General features: G+C 67.2%; 16 protein-coding genes. 11 read left to right on the plus strand and 5 right to left on the minus strand.

What is annotated here, in order from left to right; translation table 11 throughout:
* Window positions 1-4: 4 nt before the first annotated feature.
* The 9 genes from cphA (at window position 5) to ABS761_RS04065 (ending at window position 11,728) form a co-directional block, all read left to right on the plus strand.
* A complete protein-coding gene (cphA, locus tag ABS761_RS04025; protein WP_350406797.1) occupies window positions 5-2,605 on the plus strand; it encodes a cyanophycin synthetase in 2,601 nt (866 codons plus the stop codon).
* Window positions 2,606-2,681: 76 nt separating this feature from the next.
* Complete coding sequence (locus ABS761_RS04030; protein ID WP_350406798.1) at window positions 2,682-3,887, plus strand: aminotransferase-like domain-containing protein; 1,206 nt, start codon at window positions 2,682-2,684, stop codon at window positions 3,885-3,887.
* 1 nt (window position 3,888) lies between these two features.
* Entirely contained in the window at window positions 3,889-4,848 is a 960-nt protein-coding gene (gene ubiA, locus ABS761_RS04035) for a 4-hydroxybenzoate octaprenyltransferase (RefSeq protein ID WP_350406800.1), read from the plus strand.
* Between the two features lie 97 nt (window positions 4,849-4,945).
* Window positions 4,946-6,565, plus strand: a complete 1,620-nt coding sequence (locus tag ABS761_RS04040; protein WP_350406801.1) for a GMC family oxidoreductase — start codon at window positions 4,946-4,948, stop codon at window positions 6,563-6,565.
* 67 nt (window positions 6,566-6,632) lie between these two features.
* Window positions 6,633-7,916, plus strand: a complete 1,284-nt coding sequence (locus tag ABS761_RS04045; RefSeq protein ID WP_350406802.1) for a putative Na+/H+ antiporter — start codon at window positions 6,633-6,635, stop codon at window positions 7,914-7,916.
* Between the two features lie 180 nt (window positions 7,917-8,096).
* Window positions 8,097-8,375, plus strand: a complete 279-nt coding sequence (locus ABS761_RS04050) for an FmdB family zinc ribbon protein (RefSeq protein WP_350406803.1) — start codon at window positions 8,097-8,099, stop codon at window positions 8,373-8,375.
* 20 nt (window positions 8,376-8,395) lie between these two features.
* The gene (locus tag ABS761_RS04055; RefSeq protein ID WP_350406804.1) at window positions 8,396-9,037 is read left to right on the plus strand and encodes a DUF502 domain-containing protein; all 642 of its coding nucleotides are present in this window, start codon (window positions 8,396-8,398) and stop codon (window positions 9,035-9,037) included.
* Window positions 9,038-9,072: 35 nt separating this feature from the next.
* Window positions 9,073-10,863, plus strand: coding sequence for an aspartate--tRNA ligase (aspS, locus tag ABS761_RS04060; RefSeq protein WP_350406805.1), 1,791 nt, complete (start codon window positions 9,073-9,075; stop codon window positions 10,861-10,863).
* A 13-nt stretch (window positions 10,864-10,876) separates the two neighbouring features.
* Entirely contained in the window at window positions 10,877-11,728 is an 852-nt protein-coding gene (locus ABS761_RS04065) for an endonuclease/exonuclease/phosphatase family protein (protein ID WP_350406806.1), read from the plus strand.
* A 23-nt stretch (window positions 11,729-11,751) separates the two neighbouring features.
* Here ABS761_RS04065 and ABS761_RS04070 read toward each other — a convergent pair whose 3' ends face one another.
* Window positions 11,752-12,498, minus strand: coding sequence for a FadR/GntR family transcriptional regulator (locus tag ABS761_RS04070; RefSeq protein ID WP_350406807.1), 747 nt, complete (start codon window positions 12,496-12,498; stop codon window positions 11,752-11,754).
* 168 nt (window positions 12,499-12,666) lie between these two features.
* Between ABS761_RS04070 and rpoH the strand changes: the two genes are divergently transcribed.
* The gene (gene rpoH, locus ABS761_RS04075; RefSeq protein ID WP_350406808.1) at window positions 12,667-13,569 is read left to right on the plus strand and encodes an RNA polymerase sigma factor RpoH; all 903 of its coding nucleotides are present in this window, start codon (window positions 12,667-12,669) and stop codon (window positions 13,567-13,569) included.
* Window positions 13,570-13,763: 194 nt separating this feature from the next.
* Here the strand turns inward: rpoH and ABS761_RS04080 are convergent, their stop codons facing one another.
* Window positions 13,764-14,630, minus strand: a complete 867-nt coding sequence (locus ABS761_RS04080) for a hypothetical protein (RefSeq protein WP_350406809.1) — start codon at window positions 14,628-14,630, stop codon at window positions 13,764-13,766.
* A 149-nt stretch (window positions 14,631-14,779) separates the two neighbouring features.
* Here ABS761_RS04080 and ABS761_RS04085 point away from each other — a divergent pair, with 149 nt between their 5' ends.
* Window positions 14,780-17,329, plus strand: a complete 2,550-nt coding sequence (locus ABS761_RS04085) for a cation:proton antiporter (protein WP_350406810.1) — start codon at window positions 14,780-14,782, stop codon at window positions 17,327-17,329.
* Here the strand turns inward: ABS761_RS04085 and acuI are convergent.
* The 3 genes from acuI to ABS761_RS04100 are packed head-to-tail and all read right to left on the minus strand — an operon-like array spanning window position 17,326 to window position 21,202.
* Entirely contained in the window at window positions 17,326-18,309 is a 984-nt protein-coding gene (gene acuI, locus ABS761_RS04090) for an acrylyl-CoA reductase (NADPH) (protein WP_350406811.1), read from the minus strand. The two genes, ABS761_RS04085 and acuI, sit on opposite strands and share 4 nt — an antisense overlap.
* 18 nt (window positions 18,310-18,327) lie before the next feature.
* The gene (locus ABS761_RS04095; RefSeq protein ID WP_350406812.1) at window positions 18,328-19,926 is read right to left on the minus strand and encodes an AMP-binding protein; all 1,599 of its coding nucleotides are present in this window, start codon (window positions 19,924-19,926) and stop codon (window positions 18,328-18,330) included.
* Window positions 19,927-19,963: 37 nt separating this feature from the next.
* Window positions 19,964-21,202: an ABC transporter substrate-binding protein gene (locus ABS761_RS04100; RefSeq protein ID WP_350406813.1), complete on the minus strand. Its 1,239-nt coding sequence runs from the start codon at window positions 21,200-21,202 to the stop codon at window positions 19,964-19,966.
* Window positions 21,203-21,245 lie beyond the last annotated feature (43 nt).

Below are 21,245 nucleotides of genomic sequence, written 5' to 3' on the forward strand. Positions count from 1 at the left end.
TCCCATGGAAGTCTCCCGCGTGCGCGCCCTGCGGGGCCCCAACTTGTGGTGCCGGCAGACGGCGATCGAGGCCATCGTCGCCTGCTCCGAGAGCGAGCGGGCCATCGGCGACATGGAGGCCTTCGAGACCCGCTTGCGCTCGCGGTTTCCCGATATCGACATCTTGCGGCCGTTCGGCCACGAAGGGGTCAATTCGCTGGCGCACATCCTGTCCTATGCGGCGCTGCGCCTGCAGTCCCAGGCGGGCTGCCCGGTTGCGTTCAGCCGTACCGCGGCGACCCTCGATCCCGGTGTCTACCAGGTGGTGATCGAGTACACGGAGGAGGCCGTGGGCCGCCTGGCCTTCGACCTGGCCCAGTCCTTGTGCATCGCCACGATGCAGGACGAGCCGTTCGACCTTGCCGACGCCGTGGCGCGCCTGAGCGCACTCAATGAGGACGTACGGTTGGGGCCCAGCACCGGCTCGATCGTGCAAGCGGCCGAGCGGCGCGGGGTTCCCTATCGACGGCTCACCGAGGGCAGCCTGGTCCAGTTCGGCTGGGGCTGCCGGCAGCGCCGGATCCAGGCGGCCGAAACCGATGCCAGCGGCGCCATCGCCGAGGCCATTGCGCAGGACAAGGCGCTGACCAAGGTCCTGCTCGCGGCGGCCGGCGTGTCGGTGCCGGCCGGTCGCTGCGTGCGGGACGCCGAGGACGCCTGGTGCGCGGCGCGCGAGATCGGCGGGCCGGTCGTGGTCAAGCCCCAGGACGGCAATCAGGGCCGTGGCGTGGCTGTCAACGTGCAGGGCCGCGAGCAGGTGCTGGCCGCCTACGCAGTGGCCAGCGAACATGGCGCCGGCGTGATCGTCGAGCGCTATTTTCCGGGCCACGACTTTCGCCTGCTGGTCGTGGGCGACCGTCTCGTGGCGGCCGCACGCCGCGATCCGCCGCAGGTCGTGGGCGATGGCGAGCGCAGCATCGCCCAGCTCGTGGACCTGATCAACCAGGATCCCCTGCGCGGCGAGGGGCACGGTTCCTCGCTGACGCGCATCTGCCTGGACGACATCGCCCTGGCGACACTGGCCGCCCAGGGGTGTACGCCGGATTCGGTTCCTGCACCGGGCGTGTGCGTCGTCCTGCGCAACAACGCCAACCTGAGCACCGGCGGCACGGCGACGGACGTCACCGACCACGTACATCCGGATCTGGCGGCGAGCGCGATCGCGGCCGCGCAGATGGTCGGCTTGGACGTTTGCGGCATCGACCTGGTCAGCCGCAGCGTCTACGAGCCGCTGACCGCCGAGGGCGGCTGCATCGTCGAGGTGAACGCGGCGCCGGGCCTGCGCATGCACCTGAGTCCGTCCTTCGGGACCGGGCGCGACGTGGGCGCGGCCATCATCGACAGCCTGTTCCCGCCGGGCGAGGATGGCCGCATTCCGGTGGTCGCGGTGACCGGCACCAACGGCAAGACCACCACTGTGCGCCTGATCGCACACCTGTGTGCCCAGCAGGGCTGGTGCGTGGGGATGACCAATTCCGACGGCGTGTACATCGGCGAACGCCGCATCGATACCGGGGATTGCAGCGGACCGCGCAGCGCGCGCAACGTCCTGCTGCACCCGGACGTCCAGGCCGCGGTGCTCGAGACCGCGCGCGGCGGAATCCTGCGCGAGGGTCTGGGCTTTGATCGCTGCGATGTGGCGGTGGTCACCAATATTGGCGTGGGCGACCATCTTGGCCTGAGCTACATCAGCACGGTCGAAGACCTGGCGATCGTCAAGCGCGTCGTCGTCGAAAACGTCGCGCCCAACGGCACCGCGGTCTTGAACGCGGGCGATCCCATCGTCGTGCGCATGGCCGAGAATTGCCCGGGGCGGGTGACGTTCTTTGCCGGCGACCGGCACAATCCCGTGATCGCCACCCACCAGGCCAAGGGCGGCCGGGTGGTCTACGTGGACCAGGGCGACATGGTGTTCGCGGAGGACGGCTTCGAATTCCGCATCGAGCTCGGGCGCGTGCCGCTGACGCGCCTGGGCACGATTGCATTCCAGGTCGACAATGCCATGGCGGCCGCCGCCGCCGCGTGGGCGCTGGAGGTGCCGTGGACGCGCATCGAGGCGGGCCTGGCGTCCTTCGTCAACGACGCGCGCGCGGTGCCCGGACGGTTCAATCTCTTTGAGTACCGCGGCGCCACCTTGATCGCCGACTATGGCCATAATCCGGATGCGATCCTCGCGCTGGTCCAGGCGGTGGAGGCCATGCCGGCGGTGCGGCGCAGCGTGGTGATCAGCGGCGCCGGGGACCGGCGCGACGCGGACATCCGCCGTCAGACCGAAATCCTGGGCGATGCCTTCGACGAGGTCATTCTTTATCAGGATCAATGCCAGCGCGGCCGTGCCGACGGCGAGGTCCTCGCGCTGCTGCGCGAGGGCCTCGCCCGGGCGCAGCGGATGGCGGACCTGCGCGAGATCCACGGCGAATTCCTGGCGATCGACACCGCCCTCGAGCGGCTCGGCCCGGGCGACCTGTGCCTGATCCTGATCGACCAAGTCGAGGAGTCGCTCGCGCACATCGAGCGCAGGGTCGCGGAGGCGGGATCGCCCGTGCCCCGCGCGGTGCGCGCATGAGGCCATGGGACGCCACCGCCTGCGGTAATATAGGCAACACTTTTCCGCTCATGACGTAGTATCAACAGGCCCCCGCATGGACATGCCCGCCCGCCCCCGCGTTTTTTCCCAACGTGCGCAGAAGCTCACCAGCTCGACGATCCGCGAGATCCTCAAGATCACCGAGCGTCCGGAGGTCATCTCATTTGCCGGCGGCCTGCCCTCGCCGCAGGGCTTTCCGATCGCGCGGATCCGCGCCGCATTCGACGACGTCCTCGATGCCCGTGGCGATACCGCCCTGCAGTACGGTCCCACCGAGGGCTATGCGCCCTTGCGGGCCTGGGTGGCCGAGGACATGCGTCGCCATGGCGCGCAGGTCACGGCCGACGAGGTATTGATCGTATCGGGTTCGCAGCAGGCGCTGGACATGCTGGGCAAGCTGTTCATCGATCCGGGCTCGCGCGTCCTCGTCGAGGCGCCCAGCTACCTGGGGGCCCTGCAGTCGTTTTCCCTGTGCGAACCGGAGTTCGTGGCGGTGCCGACAGACGGGCGCGGGCTGGTTCCCGAGGCCATCGATGAGGCGTTGGCGGCGGGCGCGCGCTTTATCTACGCATTGCCGAATTTCCACAACCCGACCGGCCTGACGCTGGATCTGGCGCGCCGCCAGGCTCTGGTCGAGCGCTGCGCCCGGTTCGGCCTGCCCATCATCGAGGACGATCCGTACGGGGAACTGCGCTACGCCGGCGAGCCCCTGCCCAGCCTGCTGGGCCTGGGCCGCGCCGCCGGTGCCACCGTAGTCCGTCTGGGGACGTTCTCCAAGGTGTTGGCTCCGGGTCTGCGCCTGGGCTATGTGGTGGCGCCGCGCGACATCATCGCCAAGCTCGTCCAGATCAAACAGGCCACCGACCTGCACACCGCCACGGTCACCCAAATGGCCGTTCACGAAGCCTTGCGCGACGATTTCCTGGCGGAACACCTGCCCAAGGTGCGGGCGCTGTACCGTCGCCAATGCGGCTACATGCTCGAGGCCATGAGCGAGCATTTCCCCGACACGGCGCGCTGGACGCGTCCAGAGGGCGGCATGTTCATCTGGGTCACCCTCGCTGCGGGCATCGACACCGGGCGGCTGTTGCAAGAGGCCATCGCGCGCAATGTGGCGTTCGTGCCGGGCGCGCCGTTCTTTGCCGGGGTCGAGCCGCAGGCCAACACCTTGCGCCTGAGCTTCGTGACGGTGCCCGAGCCGCGCATCCGCGCCGGTATCGCGGTGCTGGGCGAGCTGATCCGGCGTGCCGACGCGGCCTGACATGGGCGCTCCGGACCGGCCCGGCGCGCCCCGCGTGGGCGCGGACCCGGCGATCGACCTCTCGGACATGCGCCACGACGACTGGGTCGCGCGCTACTTGCCGACCGCCTGGGGGCCATACGCCCGCTTGTGCCGGTTGGACCGGCCGGTGGGCACCTGGCTGACGCTGCTGCCCGCGCTGGCCGCTCTGGTGCAGGCGGCCGATGGCTGGCCGACGCTCTGGCGAGTCCTCATCTTTTCCCTGGGCGCCTTGCTGATGCGCGGGGTCGGCTGCACCTTCAACGATATCTTCGACCGCGACTTCGATCGCCGCGTCGAGCGCACGCGCTTTCGGCCCCTGACCAGCGGCCAGCTCACGTTGCGGGCGGCCTTGTGGTTCGCGCTCGCCCAGATACTGGTGTCGGCGACGCTCTTGCTGGCGATCAACAGCATGAGCCGCTGGCTGGCGCTGGCGCTGGTGCCGCTGGTGATCATCTATCCACTGTGCAAGCGCTATACCTATTGGCCCCAGGTGGTGCTGGGCATCGCCTTCAACTGGGGCATGCTGATGGCCTGGTCCGACACGCGCGACGCCGTTCCCTGGGCCGCCGTGGGCATGTGGGTGGGCGCGGTGCTGTGGCAGGTTGGGTACGACGCCATCTATGCCTACATCGACATCCGCGACGACCGCATGCTGGGGCTGCGTTCGGTGGCCATGCGTTTCGGCGATCGGGGCCGGCTCTGGATCGGCGTGATGTATGCCGCGGCCGCCGCGCTCTGGTTCGCCTCGGGGGCGAGCATGGGCATGGACTGGCCGTATCACCTGGTGATGGCCGGAATCGCCGCGCACCTGGCCTGGCAGATCAAGGGGTTCGATGTCGGCCACCCCGAGCGCGGCCTGATGCTGTTTCGCTCGAACATGCACGTCGGCGTCCTGTTGATCGTGGCGGCTCTCGCGGGGACGGTCTTGCCTTTGGGCTGAGGGCCGTCGTGCGGCGTCCGATCGAATCCGGCTAGAATGAACGGATCAGAAAGAGATGTCGAGGCCCGACGGCAGGGCACCCGGCTGGGAGACGTGCATGGCCGAAGGGACCGCAGCCACAGAGCTGGAATTCGATTATGTCGTGGTCGGCGCTGGTTCCGCCGGCTGCCTGCTGGCCAATCGCCTGTCGCGCGATCACCGGGTGCTGCTGCTCGAGGCCGGCGGCCGCGACGACTGGCGCTGGATCCACATCCCTGTCGGCTACCTGTACTGCATCGGCAATCCGCGCACCGACTGGTGCTATCACACGCAGCCCGATCCCGGCCTGAACTATCGATCCCTGGGCTATCCGCGAGGCCGGGTGCTGGGGGGGTCCTCCTCGATCAACGGCATGCTCTACCTGCGCGGGCAGGCGGCCGATTACGATGGCTGGGCGGCCATGGGCAATCCAGGGTGGTCCTGGGACGAGGTGCTGCCCCTGTTTCGCGACGTCGAGGACCACCACGGCGGCGCTACGCCGTTTCACGGCGCCGGGGGCACCTGGCGGGTCGAGCCCCAGCGCTTGCGCTGGGACATCCTCGACGCTTTTCGCGAGGCGGCCGCGCAGGCGGGCATCCCGCGCACCGAGGATTTCAACTGCGGCGACAACGAGGGCTGCAGCTACTTTGAGGTCAACCAGCGTCGCGGCGTGCGCTGGAGCGCGGCCAAGGCCTTTCTGCATCCGGTCGAGTCGCGACCGACCCTCACCGTCCTGACGGGCGCGCGCGCCGAGCGCATCACGTTTTCCGGGCGGCGCGCCACGGGCGTGGTCTTTGTGCAAGATGGGGCGCAGCGCACGGCACGCGCGCGCCGCGAGCTGATCCTGGCCGGCGGCTCGATCGGCTCGGCCCAATTGCTGCAGGTCTCGGGCATCGGCCCGGGCCAGCGCCTGCATACCCTGGGCATACCCGTGATGCACGATCTGCCCGGCGTGGGCGAGAATCTCCAGGACCACCTGCAGTTGCGCATGATCTTCCGGGTCCGCGGCGCGCGCACGCTCAACACGCTGTCGAATTCCTGGCTGGGCAAGGCCTGGATGGGGGCTCAATATGCCCTCTCGCGCAGCGGCCCGCTGTCGATGGCGCCCTCGCAGCTCGGCGCCTTTGCGCGCTCCGATCCGGGCCAGGACCGGCCCAATCTGGAATACCACGTACAGCCTCTGTCCCTGGACAAGTTCGGCGATCCCCTGCATTCCTTTCCAGCGATCACCGCCGCGGTCTGCAATCTGCGCCCGACCAGCCGCGGCCATGTGCGCATCACCTCGCCCAATGTCGCCGAGGCGCCGGCTATCCTGTGCAACTATCTGCAGACACCCGAGGATCGTGCGGTGGCCGCCGACGGCTTGCGCTTGACGCGGCGCATCCTGGCGCAGCAGGCCATGGCGCGCTATGCGCCCGAGGAATACAAGCCCGGCGCCGCCGTCCAGACCCAAGAAGGACTCGAGGCTGCCGCCGGCGATATCGGCACCACGATTTTCCATCCGGTCGGGACCTGTAAAATGGGCGCCGATCCGATGGCGGTGGTCGACCCGACCCTGCGTGTGCACGGCGTCGAGGGGCTGCGGGTGATCGACGCTTCCGTCATGCCGACGATCACGTCGGGAAACACCAATTCCCCCACCATCATGATTGCAGAAAAGGGCGCCCGGATGATCCTGGCGTCCGCCGGCACGGGATGAAAGGCTCGTGCGTGAGGTCCCAAGGAATATCTGATTCGTTCACCAGTTTCGTTCACGAGGTTTTTTGATGCCCAGTCATATCGAGGTCGTGGCGACCGCATTGTTCGCGCTTGCCGTCATCCACACGTTTTCTGTGCCGGTGTTTGCGCGGATGGCCAATCGCGGCGGCACGCATGCGGGCCTGTGGCACATGCTGTCCGAGGTGGAGGCCGTGTTCGGAGTCTGGGCCTGCGCGCTGTTCGTCTGGATGTCCATGACCGTGAGCCTCCAGGACGCGGTCGAATACCTTGATACCCGCAATTTCACCGAGCCGGCCTTTGTGTTCGTCATCATGGTGGTGGCGGCCAGCCGGCCCATCATCGAGCTGGTCAACCTGTGCGTCCTCGGCTTTTCGCGCCTGCTGCCGGTGCGCCACGAGTTGTCGCGGTTTTTTGTCGTCATGTTCCTGGTGCCGCTATCGGGCTCGCTGATCACCGAGCCGGCCGCCATGACCCTGGCCGCTTTGCTGCTGCGCCAGACCTATTTCCAGCGCCCGGGCCAGGACGGGTTCAAGTATCTCACCGTCGGCGTCCTGTTCGTCAATATCTCGATCGGCGGCGTGCTGACCGCCTACGCCGCGCCGCCCGTGCTGATGGTGGCGAATACCTTTGGCTGGGACACGGCCTTCATGGCGACCCATTTCGGCTGGCGCGCGGTGGCGGCGGTCCTCATCAACAGCCTGGTCCTGACCTGGATCTGCAGGCCCTTCCTGCTGGACGGCAGCATCGGCGGCCGCCCGGAGGGCGCGCCCGAGCAGACCCGCCCGCCCGTGCCGGCGGTGGTCATGGCCGTGCACGTGCTGTTCCTGCTGGCGATCGTGCTGTCGGCCCACCACATCAAGATCTTCCTCGGGCTGCTGGTGCTGTTCATCGGCTTTGCGCATGCCTACAAGCGCCACCAGTCGCCCCTGCTGATCCGCGAGGGGTTCATGGTGGGCTTCTTTCTTGCGGGCCTGGTGGTCCTGGGCGGCCTGCAGCAGTGGTGGCTGCAGGACCTGCTGGGCGGCCTGTCGCCCTACGTGCTCTATGTGGGCGCCACCCTGCTGACGGCGGTCACGGACAATGCCGCCCTGACCTACCTGGGCTCGCTGGTCGAGGGCACGGGCGAGCTCTGGCGCTATATGCTGGTGGCCGGCGCGGTCACCGGCGGAGGCCTGACGGTCATCGCCAACGCGCCCAACCCGGCGGGCTTCTCCATTCTCAAGGGCAGCTTCTCGGACGGATCGATCTCGCCGCTGCGGCTGCTCGGGGCGGCCTCCGTCCCCACGCTGGTCGCGGCCTGCCTGTTTTTGTTGCCCACGTCCTTCGTCTGAGTGTTGCGCCGGTGCGTGGGCGGGCACGCGCCCACGCCCTGGGGCGGCCCAGCGACAAAAGGGTCCCCCCCACGCTGCGCCTGCGGCTTGCTGCCCCCCAGGGGGTGTTTTTGTCTTGGGGCGGCCCAGCGACAAAAAGGGGCTAAAATCCCGTAGGAAACGTGCTTACGGGAACCTGTTGTGCCTATTTATGCTTATCGTTGCAGCGCCTGCGGTCACGAGCAGGATGTGCTGCGCAAGATTTCCGATCCGCTGCTGAGGACCTGTCCGGAATGTGGTCGCGACACCTATGAGAAACAGGTGACCGCCGCTGGCTTCCGCCTCAAGGGCACGGGTTGGTACGAAACCGATTTCCGCGGCGGCTCCAAGCCGGGCGCCGCGGGTGCCGAGCCCAAGTCCTCGGGCGGCGAGGCGCCTGCGCCCGCCGCCCCGGCCACCTCGCCTTCCTCGCCCGGCTGAGTCATCACAGCCCCGCACCCATGCGTTTTTTCAAGCGTTATTTTGTCACCGGCCTCCTGATCTGGATTCCCCTGATCGCCACGTTCTGGGTGCTGGCCATGCTGGTCGAGACCCTCGAGGGCCTGGTGCCGGCGTTCCTGTCGGCGCAGGCCCTGTTCGGCGTGAACATCCCCGGCTTCCAGTTTGCCCTGGTGCTGACGGTGATTCTGCTGACCGGGGTGCTGTGCGCCAACTTCATCGGCCGCGCCCTGCTGGACCGCTGGGAGCGCCTGCTTGGCCGGATTCCCCTGGTGCGGTCCATCTATAATGCCGTCAAGCAGGTCAGCGATACGATGTTCGCGCCCAACGGCCAGGCTTTTCGCGAGGCGGTTCTGGTGCAGTACCCGCGCAAGGGCCTGTGGACCATCGGCTTTCTCACCGGCGTGCCCTGCGATGAGGTCTCGGCGATACTGGGGGACGATCACGTCAGCGTCTACGTGCCGACGACGCCGAATCCGACGTCGGGTTTTTTCCTGATGTTGCCGCGTACGGACGTGCGCGTGCTCGAGATGTCGGTCGAGGCCGCTCTGAAGCACATCATCTCGATGGGCGTGGTGGCGCCGACCTACACCACCCTGCCAGAGCCGGCGGAACCGCCGGTCGCGCCGCCATCGCAGCCCTGACCATCGATCATTCAAAATCTACGGAGTCATCCTTGATGCGCACTTGCTATACCGGCGAGGTTTCCAGAGCCCACCTCGACCAGACTGTGACCCTGTTCGGCTGGGTGCACCGCCGCCGGGATCATGGCGGTGTGATTTTCATCGACCTGCGCGACCGCGCGGGCCTGGCCCAGGTCGTCGTCGATCCCGACAACCGCGACACCTTCGCCACCGCCGAGCGCATCCGCAATGAATACTGTCTGAGGATCACCGGCCTGGTGCGCCTGCGTCCCGAGGGCACGGCCAATCCGGACCTGCATTCGGGCGAGGTCGAGGTCCTGTGCCGCGAGATCGAAATCCTCAATGCCTCAGTGACGCCGCCCTTCCAGCTCGACGATGACAACCTGTCCGAGACCACCCGCCTGACCCATCGGGTGCTGGATTTACGCCGCCCGCAGATGCAGCGCAATTTGTTGCTGCGCCACCGCGTGTCGATGGCGGTGCGCAAGTACCTGGACGCCCTGGGGTTCATCGACATCGAGACGCCCATGCTCACGCGCAGCACGCCCGAGGGCGCGCGCGACTACCTGGTGCCCTCGCGCGTGAATGCGGGCGAGTTCTTTGCCCTGCCACAGTCGCCCCAGCTCTTCAAGCAGATGCTGATGGTCTCGGGTTTCGACCGTTACTACCAGATCACCAAGTGCTTTCGCGACGAGGACCTGCGCGCCGACCGGCAACCCGAGTTCACCCAGATCGATTGCGAGACCTCCTTCCTCGACGAGGTCCAGATCCGCGAGATCTTCGAGGGCATGGTGCGCGAGGTGTTTCGCGAGGTGCAGGGCGTCGACCTGCCCCAGCCCTTCCCGGCGATGAGCTGGGGCGAGGCGATGCGCCGCTACGGCTCGGACAAACCCGATTTGCGCGTCAAGCTCGAGTTCGTCGACGTTGGCGATCTGATGCGCGACGTGGACTTCAAGGTGTTCTCCGGCCCAGCCAGCGATCCCGCCTGCCGCGTGGTGGCCTTGCGCGTGCCCGGCGGCGGCAGCCTGCCGCGCAGCGAGATCGATGCCTACACCAAGTTCGTCGGCATCTACGGCGCACGCGGCCTGGCCTACATCAAGGTCAACGACGCGACGGCAATTCCCGAGGGGCTGCAGTCGCCCATCGTCAAGAACATCCACGTCGATGCGCTGCGCGCGCTGGTCGAGCGCACCGGCGCGGCCGACGGCGACCTGATCTTTTTTGGTGCCGACCAGGCCAAGGTGGTCAACGACGCCATCGGTGCCCTGCGCGTCAAGCTCGGCCTGAGCGAGTTCGGCCGCGAGCACGGTCTATTCGAGCCGGGCTGGCAGCCCCTGTGGGTGGTCGATTTCCCCATGTTCGAGTACGACGAGGCTGAGGGCCGCTACACGGCCGCGCACCATCCCTTCACCTGCCCCAAGGCGGGCCACGAGGATTTCCTGGAAACCGATCCGGGCCGGGCGCTGGCGCGGGCCTATGACATGGTGCTCAATGGCTGGGAGATCGGTGGCGGCTCCGAGCGCATCCATCGCGCCGACGTCCAGCGCAAGGTCTTCAAGGCCTTGAACATCGACGAGGACGAGGCGCGCGCGAAGTTCGGCTTCCTGCTCGATGCCTTGCAGTACGGCGCGCCGCCCCACGGCGGGCTGGCGTTTGGCCTGGACCGCCTAGTGACATTGATGGCTGGGGCCGAATCCATCCGCGACGTGATCGCCTTCCCCAAGACTCAGCGCGCCCAGTGCCTGCTGACCCATGCCCCGTCGGCCGTGGATGAAAAGCAGTTGCGCGAACTGCACATCCGCGTGCGTCAGGCGGAGGCCAAGTAGGGCGGGGCCCGGCGTGTCGATCATCCGGGTCGTCAGCTACAACATCCATAAGGGCCGGTCGGCGACGGGTGGCCGCGAGTCGCTCTCCGACTTGCGCCTGGGGCTCTATGGGCTGCGGCCAGACCTGTTGTTCCTGCAAGAGGTCCAGGGACGCAACCAACGGCATGGCAGCCTCGACGCGCAGCATGAATCCCTGGCGGCCGTGCTGCGCATGGAGGCCGCCTACGGTTGCAATGCGGTGCGCGAAGCGACCGATCATGGCAACGCCCTGCTGTCGCGCTACCCCATCCTCCAGTACGAGAACCAGGATATTTCCGATCACAAGCTGGAGCAGCGCGGCCTGTTGCACGGCGTGGTCGAGGTCGAGGGGCAGCCGGTCCATTGCATTGTCGTGCACCTGGGCCTGCTGGCCGGGGGGCGTTCGCGCCAGGTCCAGGCGCTGGTCGAGCGCATCGGGCGACTGGTGCCCGACGACGAGCCCCTGTTGATCGCCGGGGACTTCAATGACTGGGGCAACCGCCTGGCGCCCCTGTTCGTCCAGCAGCTCGGTCTCTACGAGGTGTTCGCGGTGGCACCGCAGGGTGGCGGCGAAATCCACCGCCTGCGGCGCACTGTTGCGCGTCTGCGTGGGCATATGCCCTGGACTGCAGACCGTGGCCTGGCGAGCGTGCCCGAGCTCGGCATCAACGGTGGTGCCCGCCTGACGCTGCCGCCGCGCACATTCCCGGCGGCCTTTCCCTGGCTGCGCCTGGATCGGATCTATCAGCGTGGTTTTGCCGTGCGGCGGGCGCGCGTCCTGTACGGCGCTCCCTGGAAGCAGCTCTCGGATCACGCCCCTCTGGTGGCCGAGCTCGAGCTGCCCTGAGCCCCGATTGGATTTGCCGCGGGCTATCCCGGCTGACGGACGAGTTCCTGGGCCTTGCGCAGCCGTTCGCGGCTGTTGGCCAGGTGTGTGCGCATGGCGGCGCGGGCCGCGTCCGGGTCCTTGCGCGCAATGGCGCTGTAGATGTCCTCGTGCTCGAGGTGGACCCGGTGCAGATAGTTGCCGTGGCCGTCTTCGGCCAGCGCAGCCGAGTCGATGCGGGTGCGCGGAATGAGCGCCTCGCCCAATTGCTTGAGGATGTCGTGGAAGTAGCGGTTGCCTGTGGCCGTGGCCACCAGCAGGTGGAACGCGATGTCGGCCACGACCGCGTTGCCGGTATTTTTCTGGATATGCTGGGCGAATTCGTCGAGGATGCCGCGCAACTGCTGGACCTGGGCCTCGGTGCGCCGTTGCGCCGCGAGGCCGGCAGCCTCGGTCTCGAGGCTGATGCGCAGTTCCAGGATCGCCATGATGTCGAGCATCGTGAGGATGTCCTCGGCATGGATGCGCAGACGCTGTCCGCTCTGGGGCTCGAGCAGGAACGTGCCGATGCCGTGCCGCGTCTCGACCAGGCCCGCCGCCTGCAGCCGCGAGATGGCCTCGCGGATCACCGTGCGGCTGACGCCGAAGGCCTCCATCAACTCGGACTCGGTGGGCAGTTTTTCGCCGACGTGGAACTCGCCGTTGCGAATGCGCTCGGACAGCACGGCGACGACGTTCTGGGTCAGGTTGCGCGAGCGGCGCTCGGGCATAGCGGTGGAGGCCGACGTCATGGGTATTTTTTGCGAGGGGTACGCCATTATATGATGGCGGATCGGCCCAGGATCGGGGAACTTTCCAGCGCCCGCGCGGTCCCACGGTAAGGCAGCCGAAAATTAGCACTCTACACCATAGAGTGCTAACATATCACTGGGAATCTCCCTTTCGAGGACCAATCGAACATGAGCAATTCTTCGCAATCCCTGGCGCTCGCGCCGGCCAATCTGGCCGTGGCGATCTCCAATCCGGGTGCGTTGGGCACGATCGAGGCATACATCAGTGCCGTCAATCGCCTGCCGATGCTGAGCGCCGAGCAGGAGGCCGACCTGGGCCGCCGCCTGCGCGACGAGGATGATCTGGGTGCCGCCGGGCAGTTGGTGATGTCGCACTTGCGCCTGGTCGTGTCCGTCGCCCGCCAGTATCTAGGGTATGGCCTGGCGCACGCCGACCTCATCCAAGAGGGCAATATCGGCCTGATGAAGGCCGTGCGGCGCTTCGATCCCGATCGCGGCGTGCGGCTGGTGTCCTTCGCGGTCCATTGGATCCGGGCCGAAATCCACGAGTACGTCGTGCGTAACTGGCGCCTGGTCAAGGTTGCCACCACCAAGGCGCAGCGCAAGCTGTTCTTCAACCTGCGCCGCATGCGTCCGGATGGCCAGACCTTGGCGCCGGGGCAGATCGATGACATTGCCCGCGAGTTGAACGTCCGCCCCGAGGATGTCTCCGAAATGGAGGTGCGTCTTTCGGGCGGTGAGTGTGCCCTCGAATCGCCTCGGGGCGACGAGGACGCGTTCACGCCGATTTCCTGGCTCTCGGCCGAAGGCGAAGAACCCTCCCAGGTGCTGGCCCGCCGCGATCGCGACACGCTCCACGGCGTCGGGCTCGAGCAGGCCATCGAGGCCCTCGATCCCCGTTCCCAGCGTATCGTACGGGCGCGCTGGCTGCGCGACGAGGGCGGTGCCACGCTGCATGAGCTGGCCCAGGAGTACGGCATTTCCGCCGAGCGTGTGCGCCAGATCGAGGCAGCGGCGTTCAAGAAACTGCGCGCGGCGCTGGCCGAGCAGCACGAGGCACTGGTGGCCTGAGCCCGGCGGACCCGGCCGCGTCTTGCGCCGCGACGCGGTCATAATTTTTTTCACTTCGATGGCCGCCGAGTGGAAACTTTTCACCACGCGGTCGGACTAATTCGTCATGGACTCGTCCGTCGGTCCTCCGGGGCCGCGAGGGTCTTGTCGTCCGCTTCAGCTTCTCCTCTTCCCCTCCCTATCGAAGCGGATGTTCACGGGATACCTGCATGGGTATCCCTTTTTTTTACCTCGAAGGCGTCGCCGGCGGGCGATGCGCGGGATTTTCTCGCCGCGGCCTGAACCAGCCAGAGCGTGATGGCGACCGATGCCGCCAGTGCAATCCCCAACGCCGCCTGCCATGGTCCGAGCGTGATCGCGAGCGCCAGCGTGGCGCAGAAGCCTGCCAGGCTGACAGTCCCGAGCAGCGCCGAGCGCAAGGTGGCGATCACGCTGGCGCTGCCGATGCGCTGATGGATCGTCACCGCGATCACGGTGTAGCCGATCGGAAAGGCCAGCAGCAGCCCCGACCCGGCCGATCCCAGCCGCTGGTTCAAGGTGGTGACGGCGGCCACCAGCACGCCGGCCAACAGCCCCCTCAGGAGCAGCAGGCCGGTGCCGCCGACTTTGCCTTTGGCCGTGGGGACAGGGGACAGGAACCGCGCACCGATGGACCAGCAGGCCCATGTCGCCAGGGCAAACAGCGTCGCCGCCAGCCAGACCTCGGCGGGCAGGAGACGGAGCATGGCCGCGGACAGCAGCCAGACCGTGAGGGCGCCGGCCAGGGCCGCCAGGGGCCTCGCCCGACGCGCCGCCGCGAGGTAGGCCAGCAAAAAGAGCTGGGTGGCGCACAGCGACAGCAGGGCATATGTGGCGGCCTGCGCGATGAAGGGCGCGGAGGCCTGGGCGCCGAGGAAATAAAAGCCGGGGCCAAGCACGATCGGCAAGCCCGCCAGCGCCCCGCCGATGCGCGGACCGAACGCCCCCACCGACCAGGTGACGGCGATCACGACGAATGCCGTCGCGACCATGCGGATGACCAGAGCGTCGATCGAAAGGCCCGATAGCAGCGATGCCGGCATGACTCAAAATCCAGGGTTCAGAAGCGCCATCGTACGCAATCGTGGGCAAACCTTCCAGTTCACCGCGTGGGTTTTTTTACATCCTTCCAGCCGGAGCGGCCCTAAAACCGCTATTCTTGTAGGGCGTCCCTACACATCGACCGCAGAACATGAAAATAGGCCTCCTGGTATTCGGCCTTGCGGGTCTGTTGGCCCTGGTTTCCTTTATGCCGCCACTGGCGGGTCGGCTGCGCTTGCCGTATTCGGTGCTGCTGGCCATCGTGGGCTTCATCCTCGGCGTCATCATCCATGTACACGACTGGGCACCGGCCGTGATGGTGGATTTTCTCGATACGCTCGAGCACTTCGAGATCTCGTCCGAGACCTTTCTTTACGTGTTCCTGCCGGTGCTGCTGTTCGAGACCGCCCTGGCGATGAACGTGCGCCGCCTGATGGACGACATCAGTCCGATCCTCGTGATGGCGATTGTTGCGGTGGTCGTGTGCACGCTGGCGGTGGGCTTTTCGCTGGCGGCCATCTCGCCCTACAGCCTGGTCGTCTGCCTGATGCTGGGCGCCATCGTGGCCACGACCGACCCGGTCGCCGTGGTCGGGATTTTCCGCGAGGTCGGCGCGCCCCGGCGCCTCATGAACCTCGTCGAGGGCGAGGCGCTGTTCAACGACGCCGCCTCGATCGCCTTGTATTCGGTGCTGCTGAGCGTCCTGTTCCAGGGAGGCACGCCGTCGGTGGCGGCGGTGGTGCAGAGTTTCTTGATCAGTTTCCTGGGCGGTGGCCTGGCGGGTTTCGTCATGGGCAAGGTGACGACCAGCCTGTTCATCTGGCTGCGCGGCTGGCCCGCGGCCGAGGTGACGTTGACCGTGGCGCTCGCCTATCTGACCTTCTTTGTTTCGGAGCACTACCTGGGCGTCTCGGGGGTGGTGGCCACGGTGATTTCCGGGTTGGTCGTGAGCTCGACTGGTCGCACCCGGATGTCGCCGACCACCTTCGAGCAGTTGTCCAGCGCCTGGTCGCAGTTTGGCTTCTGGGCGAACTCGTTGATCTTCGTGTTCGCCGCGATGCTGATCCCGCGCATGATGGCCGAGATCACCTGGATCGAAGTGCTGCTGATTCTCGTGCTGTTCATCGTGACGTTGTTCGCGCGCGCAGTCATCGTCCACGGCCTGCTGCCGCTGTTGGGCTGGCTGCGCCTGAGCACGCGCGTCAACCGCTCGTACCGGGCGGTGATGCTGGTTGGCGGCCTGCGCGGCGCGGTGTCGCTGGCATTGGCGCTGGCGGTGACCGAACAGCCCGCCGTGCCGCACGACGCGCGCCAGTTCATCGCGGTGGCGACCACGGGCTTCGTGCTGATGACGCTGTTCATCAATGGGTTGACCTTGCGGCCGCTGATCTTCCGGCTCGGCTTGAATCAGCTCTCGCCCGTGGACCGCGCCCTGCGCGACCAGGCGCAGGCCGTCGAGCTCGAGGCGCTGCGCGACAAGACCGATGAAATCGCCCGTCACGAGCACGTGGCCGCCGAGGTCATGGACCGCATCCACAATGTGTTCGACGCCGGCCAGGCGAGCGTGGGCGCGGCCCAGGTGCAGCAGCTGAGCGAGGAACAAAAGATCGCCGTGGGCATGGGGATTCTGGCCGGACGCGAGGAGGAAATGTTCTTCGAGACCCTCAAGGCGCGCGTCGTCGATTGGCGCACGGCCGAATCCCTGTTGGCGCGCGCCGAGCGCCTGGGCGACGCCGTGCGCGCCGGCGGCTTGCGCGGCTTTCAGGATGCCATCGACCGTGATCTGCGCTATTCGCCAGGCCTGCGCCTGGCCCTGCGCCTGCACCATCTGCCCGGTTTTCAGCGCTGGCTCGAGCGCGAGCTGGCCCAGCGTTTCAACAATCTGATGTGCAAGTGGGCGGTGGCGCGCCGTCTGATCCGTTTCGCCGAGGCGGACGTCCAGCCCCTGCTGGGCGCCGAGGTCACCCAGATCATCGTCGCCGCCCACCGGCAGCGCCTCGAACGTCTGGAGACCGCTTTGCAGGCGCTGACTCTGCAGTATCCGGCCTACGCGCTGTGGCTGCAGGAGGTCTACCTGACGCGCCTGGCGCGCTCGATGGAGCGCCTGCGCTATCGCGAGATGCTGGCGGAAAACCTCATCAGCGGCGAGACCTATGCCGACCTGATCGACCAGGCCGAACAGCGCTGGAGCTACCTCGATGACCGGGGGATGCTGGACATCGCGCTGAGCGCCGCCGCCCTGATCGAGCGGGTGCCGCTGTTCGAGGGGCTGGATGCGGCGACCCTGGCCGCCATCGGCCGCCTGCTCAAGCCCCGCCTGGTGCTGCCGGACCAGGAAATCCCCATGAAGGTGGGCCGCATGCGAGCCATGTATTTCGTCGCCTCGGGCGCGGTCATCCTGGACCTGCCCGACGGGACCACGGCGGAGCTGGGCAGCGGCCAGATCTTTGGCGAGATGGCGCTGGCCGAAGGGGTGGACTTCGAGGCGCGGGCGCGTTCCCTAGGCTACAGCCGCCTGCTGCTCTTGCAGGAAAAGGACTTCAACACGCTGTTGGCGGGCAACCCGACGCTGCGCGACAAAATCCAGGCCGTGGTGCGCCAGCGCATGCGCGCTGTGGAGGTCTGGCAGCAATTCCAGTCGGGCGAGCGCCAGTATGAGCCCTTGCCCGATTTGCAGGCCCTGCCGACGCCGCCGGACTAGCGCTTGACGTCGACGACCAGGCGGCCGCGAATCCGCCCTTCCAGGATGTTCGCGCCGGCCTTGATCGCCTCGGCCAGGCCGATTTCCGTCGCCAGGGCCTCGAGCCGGTCGATCGGCAGATCCTCGGCCAGCCTGGACCAGGCCGCCTCGCGCACCGCGCCCGGCGCCATGACGCTGTCGATGCCGTAGAGGGTGATGCCGCGCAGGATAAAGGGGGCGACGCTGGCGGGAAAATCCATGCCTTGGGCCAGGCCGCAGGCGGCCACCGCCCCGCCGTAGCGGACCGAGGCGCAGACGTTGGCCAGCGTGTGGCTGCCCGCGGTATCGATTGCGCCCGCCCATCGTTCCTTTTGCAGGGGTTTGCCCGCGTTGCCAAGCGTGGCGCGGTCGATGACCGACACCGCGCCCAGGGATTTTAGATAGGCTTCCTCGGTCAGGCGTCCGGTGCTGGCGACCGGCGCATACCCGAGTTTGGACAGTAGCGAAATCGCCACGCTGCCTACGCCGCCGCTGGCGCCCGTCACCAGAATCTCGCCCGCGTCCGGCCGGATGCCATGTTTTTCCAAGGCCATGACGCATAGCATGGCGGTATAGCCGGCGGTGCCGATCGCCATCGCCTGGCGCGGTGAGAGGGCCGGCGGCAGGGCCACCAGCCAGTCACCTTTGACTCTGGCCTTGCCCGCGAGTCCGCCCCAGTGCGTCTCGCCGACCCCCCAGCCGTTCAGGATGACTCGGTCGCCGACTTGCCAGCGCGCGTGCCGGCTGGATTCGACGGTGCCGGCAAAGTCGATGCCCGGCACCATGGGGAACGAGCGGACTACCGGGGCCTTGCCGGTGATCGCCAGCCCATCCTTGTAGTTGATGGTGGAGTAGTCCACCCGTACGGTGACGTCGCCCTCGGGCAGGTCCGCGTCGTCGAGGTCGCGCAGCTCGGTGCGATAGCCGGCTTCGGTTTTGTGGATGAACAATGCCTTGAACACGAGGGACTCCAAAGTAGATCAATGATGAGGCGCGGGGTGGCGCGGCTCGACGAGCTCCGCAGCCCTGGCTTTCAGCTTGCCGCGCTGGATTTTTTCGCCGTTCGGACTCATGGCCGAGGGAAAGGTGTCGACGCGCACAAAGAGGCTGGGGACTTTGAAGTTTGCCAGCCGGGCGACGCAGTGGGCCCGCAGGCGTTCCTCGTCCCAGGCCTGGCCCGCTCGCAGCTTGACGAAGGCGACGGCGCGGGTGCCGCCGGGCGCGGGTGCATCGACCACGATCGCGGTCTCGATCCCTGCGAGCTCCTGCAGTTCCAGCTCGATTTCCAGCGGATTGACCATGAATCCGCCCAGCCGCATGAAATCCCCCCGGCGGCCCAGGAACTCGTAGCGCCCGTCGGCGAGGGTCCGCCCCAGGTCGCCGGTGCGGAAATAGCCGTCCGGCGTGAAGGCGGCCCGGGTCGCCTCCGCCTGTCCAAAGTAATACGAAAAGAGGTTGGCGGACCGAATCTCGAGTTCGCCCGGCTCGCCGTGTGGCTGTATAGCGCCGGATGCCGGGTCTCTGGCCCGCACCTGGACGCCGCGCGAGATCGGCGTCCCGCCTGGGCGCTTGCGCTCGAGGACGGGCAGGTGCCCGTCCTGGCGGGAAAAAAAGGAATGGATCTCGCTCATTCCGAAGCAGCCGATGAGCCGCATGCCTCGCTGCTCGGCCTGCTCGGGGAAGAGGGCCAGGGCCGGGTTGAAGCCGGCGTAGACGCATTCGCGCAGCGCCGGAAAAGGCCGCTCGCCCGGTACCGCATCGAGAGCGCGCTTCAGCAGATCGTCGGTGCCGCTGGTATGGGTGACGCGGTGCTCCTGCATGAGGCGGGCGCAGGCCGCCGCATCGAAGACGCTCATGAAGAAGCTGCGGGCCCCGGCGGCCAGGGTGGCGGTCAGTTGGCTGAACCCGTAGATTCCGCAAAAGGGCAGGGTGTGCAACAGGACGGCATCGGTCGCGTCGTACCCGAACGCATGCGCCGCATCGCGCGCGTGGCGCGCGATGGAGCCGTGCGTGTGGACCGCGTGCTTGGGGCCGCTCGTGGTGCCGGAGGTGGTAAAGATCGCGCAGTCGTCCGCCGCGTCGGGGATCGCATCGCTGGGCGCTTGCTCGAGGGCCCAGGCATGCGTGAAGGTGCGCCGTCCGGGCAGGAGGTCGTGGGCGGGCGTCTCGGCGCCGCAAACGATCAGCGTGGTCACGCTGCGGAGCTCCGCAGGGTCGATCGCGGCCAGAATGTCGCTAAAGGAGATGCCGTGAAAGCCCGGCTCGATGACCAGCACGGCGGGGCGAGTGTGCGCGATGATCGCGCCGGCCTCGGCCGCGCGGTAGCGGGTGTTCACCGCCACCGCGATGGCGCCCAACTGCATGGTGCCCAGCAGGAAATCGAGGTGGGCCTCGGAGTTCGGCAGCCAGAGCGCGACGCGATCGCCCTTGCGCACGCCCATGTGGGCCAGCGCCGCCGCGCAGCGGCGACTGGCCGACAGGAAGTCGGCGTAGGTCCGGGTGCGACCGTCGCTCCAGGTCAGCGCCGTCGCCGGATGGCGGCGGGCGGCGTCCTCGAGCAAGTGATACACGGTATCCATGGCGTTGCGGCGATTGGCGTGGACGGGAGACTCCAGTCTAGCGCTTGTCCCAGGCCGGTAGCGGCACCATCACCGATTCCTTGACCGCGATGTTCTGCGGCCACACCACCTCGAGTTGCTTGTCTTGCCATTGCATGACCGAGATCAGCGCGCGCTCGTTCTGGCCGGCCGCGTTCAGCTTGACGCCGGCGCCGGTCAGGAGAGCGCCCATCGGCAGGTCGAGTCCGGCCGCCGCCTTGCGCAGGGCCGCCGAATCCATGGAGCCCGCGGCCGGGATCACGTGCTTGAACAAAGTCCAGTACCCGCCGAACGAGATGTAGGCGAGGGGGCCGGGCTTGCGATTGGTCTTGGCCTCGAAGCGTTCGGTGAACGTATGGTAGAGCGCCTGGGTGTCCTGCGGCAGGGCGGAGACATTCAGGCTGCTGGGGGCGTCCACATCAAAGATGCCGTTGGCATAGTCGCCGGTGGCCTTGAGGAAGTCGGGCAGCGCGTAGCCCGTGCCGATGCCGATCATGGCGCCCAGCGGCAAGTCCAGCTCGCGCGCCTGGCGCCAGAACAGGATGCCGTCGTTGAGGTAGGAGGTCGCGATCACGACGTCGGGCTGCTTGGCCTTCAGACTGAGCACCAGCGAGGACAGGTCCGTCACCGTTTTGCTGTAGTGCTCGTTGGCCACGAGCTGCATGCCCAGTTTTTTGACTTCGGCCGCGGCGGCGTCGCCCACTGATTGCCCGAACTCGGAGTCCTCGGAAATGATGCCGACGCGCAGATCCTTGGCATCCTTGCCCAGGCGGCCGGACAATTCCTGGGCGTACTTGGCCGCGGTGATGCCCATCATCGAGGCGTTGAAGGTCAGGCGCACGATGTTGTTGTATTTGCGCTCGGTGAACTTGTCGGCCACGGCCACCGTTTCCCAGTACAGCACGCCTTCGCGTTCGGCGACTTCGCTGGCGGCCAGCGCGATGGCGCTGGAATAGCTGCCGGTGATCACCGGGACCTTTTCGCGGATGATGAGGCGGGTGGCTTCGGCGTTGGCCGAGGTCGGGTCGGGCGCATCGGCCGTCGCGAATTCGACGGTCTTGCCCAGGACCCCACCGGATTCATTGACCATTTCCCGAGCGACCTCCGCGGCCTGGAAGGCCTCGTTGCCCAGCAGCGCCATCGGGCCGCTCATGGGGAACAGGGTGCCGATCTTGATCGTATCGGCGGCCGATGATACGGCCGGGGCGCAAAACGCGGCAAGCAGCGCGGCCCCACTCAATACAGCGCGAATTTTCATTTCTCTGTCTCCTTGATTATTGGCAGGATTCCCGCGGCAGGCG

Origin of the sequence: Castellaniella sp. GW247-6E4 (assembly GCF_040276065.1) — a bacterium.
Taxonomy (GTDB): Bacteria; Pseudomonadota; Gammaproteobacteria; order Burkholderiales; family Burkholderiaceae_B; genus Castellaniella.